We start from the raw sequence: 312 nt of genomic DNA on the forward strand, positions 1-312 counted from the left end.
TTTATGAATATAGGTTCTAAGAATTGTCCAAGAGAGGTTATTATATGTTGAAATATATCCGTGCCCTTCCCCTTGTTATAGTAGCGGGAGCGGTTGTTTACTTTACTATTTTTATCTGTATTGATAATGGTGATTGGACCTATGTTGTGACTAGAGCGCTAGGGCTTAAGGAAGAACATGCCAATAATGTTTCTTTGATTGTAATTGGTGCCCAATCACTTTTTCTAACTTCGGATTGGTTTTACAAGCGGATTCGTGCCTTTCTCAATCGTCGTTTGGAAAAGGCCAAAGGGCTTAATCGGCAGATTTATC

Annotated in this window: 1 pseudogene; it reads left to right on the plus strand. The window is 38.5% G+C overall.

Features of this window, described 5'->3' with window-relative positions:
- Positions 1 to 44: 44 nt before the first annotated feature.
- A pseudogene (locus C1G53_RS00105) lies at positions 45 to 312 on the plus strand (hypothetical protein); the annotation flags it as partial.

The sequence above is a fragment of the Streptococcus suis genome (assembly GCF_002960445.1).
GTDB classification, from domain to species: domain Bacteria; phylum Bacillota; class Bacilli; order Lactobacillales; family Streptococcaceae; genus Streptococcus; species Streptococcus hyiners.